The 7048-nt window shown below is 74.0% G+C and carries 6 protein-coding genes; 2 read left to right on the top strand and 4 right to left on the bottom strand.

What is annotated here, in order from left to right; genetic code table 11:
• On the bottom strand, positions 1-977 hold a 977-nt coding region (locus F8271_RS06400; protein ID WP_151488720.1), incomplete at its 3' end, for a glycosyltransferase family 2 protein.
• 5 nt (positions 978-982) lie between these two features.
• A complete protein-coding gene (locus F8271_RS06395; protein WP_151488719.1) occupies positions 983-2230 on the bottom strand; it encodes a cytochrome P450 in 1248 nt (415 codons plus the stop codon).
• A gap of 216 nt (positions 2231-2446) precedes the next feature.
• Between F8271_RS06395 and F8271_RS06390 the strand changes: the two genes are divergently transcribed.
• Complete coding sequence (locus F8271_RS06390; protein WP_151488718.1) at positions 2447-2836, top strand: hypothetical protein; 390 nt, start codon at positions 2447-2449, stop codon at positions 2834-2836.
• A gap of 54 nt (positions 2837-2890) precedes the next feature.
• Here F8271_RS06390 and F8271_RS06385 read toward each other — a convergent pair whose 3' ends face one another.
• Positions 2891-3109: a DUF397 domain-containing protein gene (locus tag F8271_RS06385; RefSeq protein WP_151488717.1), complete on the bottom strand. Its 219-nt coding sequence runs from the start codon at positions 3107-3109 to the stop codon at positions 2891-2893.
• 69 nt (positions 3110-3178) lie between these two features.
• Between F8271_RS06385 and pepN the strand changes: the two genes are divergently transcribed.
• Entirely contained in the window at positions 3179-5692 is a 2514-nt protein-coding gene (gene pepN / locus F8271_RS06380) for an aminopeptidase N (protein ID WP_151488716.1), read from the top strand.
• A 73-nt stretch (positions 5693-5765) separates the two neighbouring features.
• Here pepN and F8271_RS06375 read toward each other — a convergent pair whose 3' ends face one another.
• The gene (locus tag F8271_RS06375; RefSeq protein WP_151488715.1) at positions 5766-6980 is read right to left on the bottom strand and encodes an FAD-dependent monooxygenase; all 1215 of its coding nucleotides are present in this window, start codon (positions 6978-6980) and stop codon (positions 5766-5768) included.
• Between the last annotated feature and the right edge of the window lie 68 nt (positions 6981-7048).

The following is a 7048-nucleotide window of genomic DNA, read 5'->3' as shown; positions in this document are numbered from 1 at the left end:
TGGGCGGCTTGGCGGATGCGGGTGTTGCCGTAGCGGACGCCGTCGAACAGGAGCCGCTGGCTGACCGCCAACCAGCTGCAGGCGCCGCGCTCCACCAGCCAGAGCGGGGCGGCCAGCGGGGTGCTCGGCGGGAACACGGCGTTGCCGCCGGCGCGGCGGCGGCCCACCTCTGCCAGGGCGACGACAGCGGTCGCCGCGGCGAGCAGCGGTCCACGCCGGTGGGTCGCGACCGCCGCCGCCAGCGCCGGCAGGACCGCGAGCGCGGTCACCAGGCGGGCCGGCTGGGCCAGGTCGTCGTACGCCTGGCGGACCCGCTGGCCCCGGAAGTGCGCCGCGTCGGGCGGCAGTCGGCGTACGTACAGCCAGGCCGGTCGGACCTCGACCCCGCCGTACGCGCGCACGGTGCGGATCATCTCCAGGTTCTCGAAGAGGACGTCGGGGTCGTACCCGCCCATGTCGAGGAAGGTGCTGCGGCGTACCGCGAGGGTACCCGGATAGTCGTCGCCGAGCGCCCGGTTGAGCAGTGTCCGGCCGGTGTCCCACCAGGCGTGCCAGGGCAGCGGGTGGAAGTAGTTCTGCGGGCGGACCAGGTCGGCCCGGTCCAACAGGCGGTGCACCGCGCGCAGCCCGGTCCCGTCGTACCGGATGTCGTCGTCGGCGATCACCACGTGCTCGTGGCGTGCCGCGCGGACCCCGGTGAGTACTCCGACGACCTTGCCGTTGAGCCCTCGCGCGGTGGGGTCGGGCGGAAGGTGGCGGACCAGGCCGCGCCACGCGTCGGCGTGCCGGGCGAAGACGTCCGGGGGTGAGCCGTCGACCACGAGCACCTCGACGTGCTCGGCCAACCCGCGCAGGTAGTCGGTCAGCTCGTCGAGACCGGCGTCGGTGTGCCAGTGCAGCGGCAGCACGTACGTCATCGGCAGCGGGCCGGCCGGGACGTCCCGCCGTACCCCGACTCGACCTGGCGGACGGCGCATGGTCGTCAGGCGGTCCGGCGGATGTTGGCGAGGGTCAGGCCGACCGGTGGCAGGGCGGGCATCCGGTGCAGGTCCAGGGCCAGGTTCTGGACGGGGACGTCGTAGCTCATGGTGGTGGTCAGGTTGGTGACCGCCCGCTTCATCAGGTCGATGGTGATCCACTCGCCGGCGCAGCGGTGCCCCGCCCAGTGGTCGCCGCCGCCCTGCGGGATCAGGTCGAACGGGTCTGCTCGGCGGCCGGCGAACCGCTCCGGACGGAACAGCTCGGGTTGTGGCCAGAGGGTCGGGTGGTGGTTGGTGCCGTAGAGGTCGAGCAGCACCCGCCTGCCTCGGGGGAAGTGGTGGCCCTCCCAGTCGAAGGAGCGCCGGACCCGGGCCGCCGCGATCGGGAAGAACGGGTAGTAGCGGCGTACCTCCTGGACGAACTGCCCGGTCGCCTCGTCGTCGTCGCGGACCCGCTGCCGCCAGGCGGGGTGGTCGTGCAGGGCGAGCGCGGCGAAGGCGATGTACTGGTCGACGGCGACCACCGGCCGCAGCAGGTTGAGCAGTTCCACCGCGGCGATCCGGCGGGGGAGCAGCGTGCCCCGCGCGTCCCGGTGCTCGGCGATCACCGCCAGGGCGCTGCCGGCCGGTGCCGGGAGCAGGCCGAGGCGGGTCCGCTCGATGATGGTGGCGATCCAGCGTTCGGCGCGGCGGCGGGCGAGCAGCCCTCGCCAGTGCCGGGGGCCGACCACCGCGGGGGCCTCGATCATGGCGTGCAGGTCGATGGCGCGGCGGTTCACCTGTGACGTCGCCAGCGGCACCCCGGCCCAGGCGCACACCGCCCGGGTCAGCAGGCGGCCCACCTCGTCGTAGAGCGGGACCGGCCCGGCGGCCTCCCAGGCGGGGATCCGGGTCCGCCACTCCTCGTCGAAGAGTTCACCGAGCTGCCGGATCGCGGTCGGCGTCATGATCGACATGAGCATGGCCTTGCGGTCGGAGTGCTCCGGCCCGTCCAGCCCCTGCACGCCACCGCGGCCGGTGAGGGTCCGTTGCACCCGCAGCGGCATCGCGGTGCGCCGCTGGAAGCGCTCGTTGTCGTAGAACAGCGTCGCCGCGGGCCGGCCACGGAGGCAGATGGTCGGCGCGAGCAGGATCCGGGTCTGGAAGACGTCGCTGCCGTACCGGTCGCAGCGTTCGCCGATGAACCGGTAGCCGGCGCGGAGCAGCGCGAGGGTGCTGTCCGGGCTGCGGTCGGCCGGCATGGTCGCCATCGGGCCTCCTCGGGTGCCGGTGGCGGCCATCGCCACGGCCCGGCTGCGTCTACCCTCGTGGCCGCCGCTGAATCCCCCGCGTCGACGGCGCGCCGGCTGGCCCCTCCCAGGGGCGGCGGAACCTGGTTTGCTGCTGGTGGGGCCGCCGTCGGCGGCAGTGCCGGTCGGCCGGCGCGGCCTCCAGTGGGCCGACGGCCACGACCACGGGGAGGGCGAATGCGCGACAACAGGTCGCCGTACTGGCGGCAGCGGCGGGCAGCGGGGGCACTGGGCCCGGGCCGGGACGTACGGGCACTGATCGGGCCGCCCGGGCGGCCGACCCGGCCGCACCGGTTCTTCACCGTGCACCTGGGCTTCACCGCGCCGGGCGCGGCCGACGCCCGCGAGCTGGCCGTGGGGTACGCGGAGGCGCTGAGCCTGCTCCGCCCGGAGGTGGCGCTCGGCGCGGCGGCCCTGTCACCGGCCGACGCGTGGCACCGGGCCGAGCGGCTGTTCTGTGGGGCGGTCGGCCCCGACGGCGAGCGCTGCGTCGATGTGGCCGAGCACCCCGGCTTCCACCACGCCCCGGGCCCCGGGGGCCTCGGCTGGGGCGATGGCGATGCCTGACCCGGCGGTCACGGGTGGCGGGTGTCCCGCGCCACCCGTGACCCCCGGCGGCAGTCAGTCCAGGTCGAATTCGCCGTCCTGCGCGCCGGCGACGAACGCGTCCCACTCGGCCTGTGTGAAGACCAGCACCGGCCCCTCCGGCTCGGAGGAGTTGCGCATGCCGATGAGATCGTCGACGAAGGCGACCTCGACGGCGCTGTCGGAGGTGTCCCCCTCGGCCCGCTGCCAGACCGCCCGAGAGAGGTCGAAGTCGCCCTTGGGGTGTTGCGCCATGGTTCTTTCCTCCAGTGCCGAGGGTCGTGTGGTGACCGCGTGCCGATCCCCATCGGGCAGGATAAGCGGATGCCGAGCCTGACCCGTGTAGAGGCGACCGCGCGTGGCGCGGCGATTACTGTCGAGTCCTATCAGGTGGACCTCGACCTGACCGGCGACGGGGACGTGTTCCGCTCCCGCGTCGCGATCCGGTTCCGGGCGACGCCCGGCACCGCGACCTTCGCCGAGGTCAAGCCCGCCACACTGCTGGCGGTACGCCTCAACGACCGCGACGTCGACCTCGACACGTTGACCGACAACCGGTTGCCGCTGGGTGACCTCGACTCCACGAACACGCTGTTCGTCGAGGCCGACATGGCGTATTCCAACACCGGGGAGGGGATGCACCGCTTCGTCGACCCGGCCGACGGCGAGACCTACCTGTACGCGGTGAGCTTCCTCGACAACGTGCAGCGCATCTTCGCGGCGTTCGACCAGCCCGACCTGAAGGCGCCGTTCACCCTCACGGTCACCGCCCCGCCGGCGTGGACGGTCTCCGGCAACGGTGAGCTGGCCGCCAACCCGGCCCCCGGGCGCTGGGAGTTCGCCCCGACCGTGCCGCTGGCCACGTATCTCTTCTCCCTGGTCGCCGGGCCGTACCACGTGCGGCGGGCCGAGCACGACGGCGTGCCGCTGGCCCTCTACTGCCGACAGTCGCTCGCCGAGCACCTCGACGCCGACGCCGAGGAGATCTTCACCATCACCCGGCAGAGCCTGGACCGGTTCCACGAGCTCTTCACCGAGCGCTACCCGTTCGGCAAGTACGAGCAGGCGTTCGTGCCCGAGTTCAACCTCGGCGCCATGGAGCACCCGGGCATCGTCGCGTTCCGTGACGACTACGTGTTCCGGTCGGCGGTCACCGACACCCAGCGGGAGCTGCGGGCCACCACGATCGCCCACGAGATGGCGCACATGTGGTTCGGCAACCTGGTCACCATGCGCTGGTGGGACGACCTGTGGCTCAACGAGTCCTTCGCGGAGTACCTGGGCATTCGGGTCGCCGCTGAGGCGACCCGCTTCGAGCGGACGTGGACGACGTTCGCCATGCGCCGCAAGGCCTGGGGGTACGCGGCCGACCAGCGTCCCTCCACCCACCCGGTGGCACCGGAGGAGGTGGCCGACGCCGCCGAGGGCCTGCTCAACGTCGACGGCATCTCGTACGCCAAGGGGGCCAGCGTGCTGCGGCAGCTGGTCGCGTGGCTCGGCGACGAGGCGTTCCTCGCCGGTCTGAACGCGCACTTCGCCGCGCACCGCTTCGGCAACGCCACCCTCGCCGACCTGCTGACCAGCCTCTCCGCCGGCGGTCGGGACCTGTCCGGTTGGGCCGAGCTGTGGTTGCGCCGGTCGCAGGTCAACACGCTGCGCGCCGAGGTGGCCCTCGACGCCGACGGCCGCTACACCGAGGTGGCCGTGGTGCAGACCGCGCCCGAGTCGTACCCGGTGCTGCGGCCACACCGGATCGGCGTGGGCCGCTACGCGGCGGACGGCACCGTGCGGCGCGACGAGGTGGATCTCGACCCGACGGTCGACGGCGGCCGTACCGTGCTCGGCGGGCTGACCGGCGAGCCGGCGGCCCGGCTGCTGGTGCTCAACGACGGTGACCTCACCTTCGCCAAGGTGCGCCTGGACCCGGCGTCGGCGGACGCCGTTCCGCTGGTGCTGCCGGCGCTGGGCGACTCCCTCACCCGGGCGGTGCTCTGGGGTGAGGCGCTGGACGCGGTGACCGACGGGGAGCGGCCGGTCACCGGCCTGGTCGACCTGATCGTCGCGGCGCTGCCGGCCGAGACCGAGGTCATCATCGCGGAGGACGTGCTGTCCCTCAGCCGGTCGCTGGTCGACCGTTACCTCGATCCGCTGACCCGGTCGGCGGCGCTCGCCCGGATCGCCGGGGCGTGCCGGCACCTGCTCGACGGGGCGCCGGCGGGGGAGTCGTTGCAGCTCGCCGCCGCCCGGGGCTGGATCGCCGCGACCACCGACGCGGATCTGCTCGTCGGTTGGCTCGCCGGCCGGGATGTGCCCGCCGGGCTGAAGGTCGACGCGGAGCTGCGGTGGGCGGTGCTGCGTCGGCTGGTCGTGCTGGGTGCCGCCGGCGAGGCGGAGATCGCCGCCGAGGCGGCTGCCGACGTCAGCTCCACCGGTGCGGAACGGGCCGCCCGCTGCCGGGCCGCCCTGCCCGACCCGGCCGCGAAGCAGGCCGCCTGGGACATCATCGTGCGTGACACCGAGCTGTCCAACCGGCTGCTGGAGGCGACCGCTGAGGGGTTCTGGCAGCCCGAGCAGGCCGAGCTGACCGCCGCGTACGTCGAGCGGTACTTCACCGACATGCCGGCCGCCGTGGATCGGCGTACCGCGTGGACGGCCGACCGGGTGGCGAAGCTGGCGTTCCCCCACTACGCCGTGGCGCAGCCGACCCGGGAGGCGGCCGCGGCGCTGCTGGCCCGCGACGACCTGACCCCGGGTCTGCGACGGGTCGTCACCGACGCCGACGACGACCTGCGGCGCGCGCTCGTCGCCCGTACGGCGGTGGCCGCCGCGGCAGCCTGAGGTCGGGTCCGCCCGACGGCCGGAGAACGCGGGCGGGCGCGGGGTGGCTCACCGGTCACCCCGCGCCCCGCGTTCAGCGCAGCGCGGGCTCCGCCGTCACCGGTGCGTCGAAGTCGATGACATAGCGTTGCTCGTGGGCGACGGTCTTCTCCGGGTCCATCACCGTGCGCACGAACAGCGGCATCAGCAGCGGCATCAGCGTCCGGGCGACCGGCCCCGGGGCCTTGGTGTGGTTGATCCGTGCCGCGCGGGCGGCGACCTTCTCCACCCGCGCACGACGCAGCCGCACGTACGCGGCGAACGCCGCCTGGACGTCCGGCAGGTCACGCAGGCACCGGGCGAGCTGCACTCCGCTCTCGATGGCCAGCGACGCGCCCTGCCCGGAGCTGTTCGACGGCGCGTGCGCCGCGTCGCCGACCAGCACCATCCGACCCCGGTACCAGTGCGGCACGGGCGGCATGATGTGCAACGAGCCGACCACCTGAAGCTCGTCGGCGCTGCTGGTCGCCATCAGCTCCCGACCCGGATCGTCGTCGCCGTAGCTGGTGCGCAGCGTGTCCATCCACTGTGCCGCCGGCACCGCGCGGGCCTCGACGAGGCTCATCGGCCGTTGCTGCGGCAGGTTGGCCCCCCACCGGGTGCCGCCGCCCGGCTCCGGCCAGTACAGGTAGTAGCCGCGTCGCCCGAACGCGAACGTCATCGTGCCGGGCTCGACGCCCACCTCGTGTCGGGCGACCGCCTCGAAGCCGAGCAGCCCGGTGAACCGGGGGCCGGGCGCGGCCGGGTCGATGAGCCCACGGACCGTGGATCTGATGCCGTCCGCGCCGACGAGCACGTCGGCGGTGGCGGTGCTGCCGTCTTCGAAACGGGCGGTCACGCCGCCGTCGCTCTGCTCGACGTCGACCAGCCGTTTGCCGTACGCGAACGAGACGCCCTCGGCGACGGCCCGGTCGTGCAGCTCCCGGTGCAGCTCGGCCCGGTGCACCACGCGCAGTGGCGGCACCCCGGCCAGCGTGGGCAGGTCGAGGCGTCGCCGCCCGACGGCCATGGCGCTGCGCACGATGGGGGTGGCGGTAGCCGTCACCGCCTCGTCCGCGCCGACGCTGCGCAGCGCGGCGACGCCGTTGGGCGCCAGCGCGAGGGTGCCGCCGATGCCGCCGGCCCCGCTGGCGGTGGCCGGGTACGCCTCGTGGACCGTGGCGGCGATGCCGGCGCGACGCAGCGCCAGCGCCGTCACCGGCCCGGCGATGCCGCCGCCGATGACGATCGCGGTTCGTACCGTGGTCATGCTCTCTCCCTGGGTGTCGTGGTCCGCGCGAGCGCACGGACCTGGGAGGGAGCCCGGTTATCCTCGTG

Origin of the sequence: Micromonospora sp. ALFpr18c, from assembly GCF_008868155.1 — a bacterium.
Lineage (GTDB): Bacteria > Actinomycetota > Actinomycetes > Mycobacteriales > Micromonosporaceae > Micromonospora.
The sequence above is the reverse complement of the archived record's forward strand: the minus strand, read 5'-3'. Positions and strand labels throughout refer to the sequence as shown.

Excerpts from the sequence above, each read along its gene's own strand:
- F8271_RS06395 (WP_151488719.1), bottom strand. The coding sequence starts at position 2,230 with ATGGCGACCATGCCGGCCGACCGCAGCCCGGACAGCACCCTCGCGCTG.
- F8271_RS06390 (WP_151488718.1), top strand. The coding sequence starts at position 2,447 with ATGCGCGACAACAGGTCGCCGTACTGGCGGCAGCGGCGGGCAGCGGGG.
- F8271_RS06385 (WP_151488717.1), bottom strand. The coding sequence starts at position 3,109 with ATGGCGCAACACCCCAAGGGCGACTTCGACCTCTCTCGGGCGGTCTGG.
- pepN (WP_151488716.1), top strand. The coding sequence starts at position 3,179 with ATGCCGAGCCTGACCCGTGTAGAGGCGACCGCGCGTGGCGCGGCGATT.
- F8271_RS06375 (WP_151488715.1), bottom strand. The coding sequence starts at position 6,980 with ATGACCACGGTACGAACCGCGATCGTCATCGGCGGCGGCATCGCCGGG.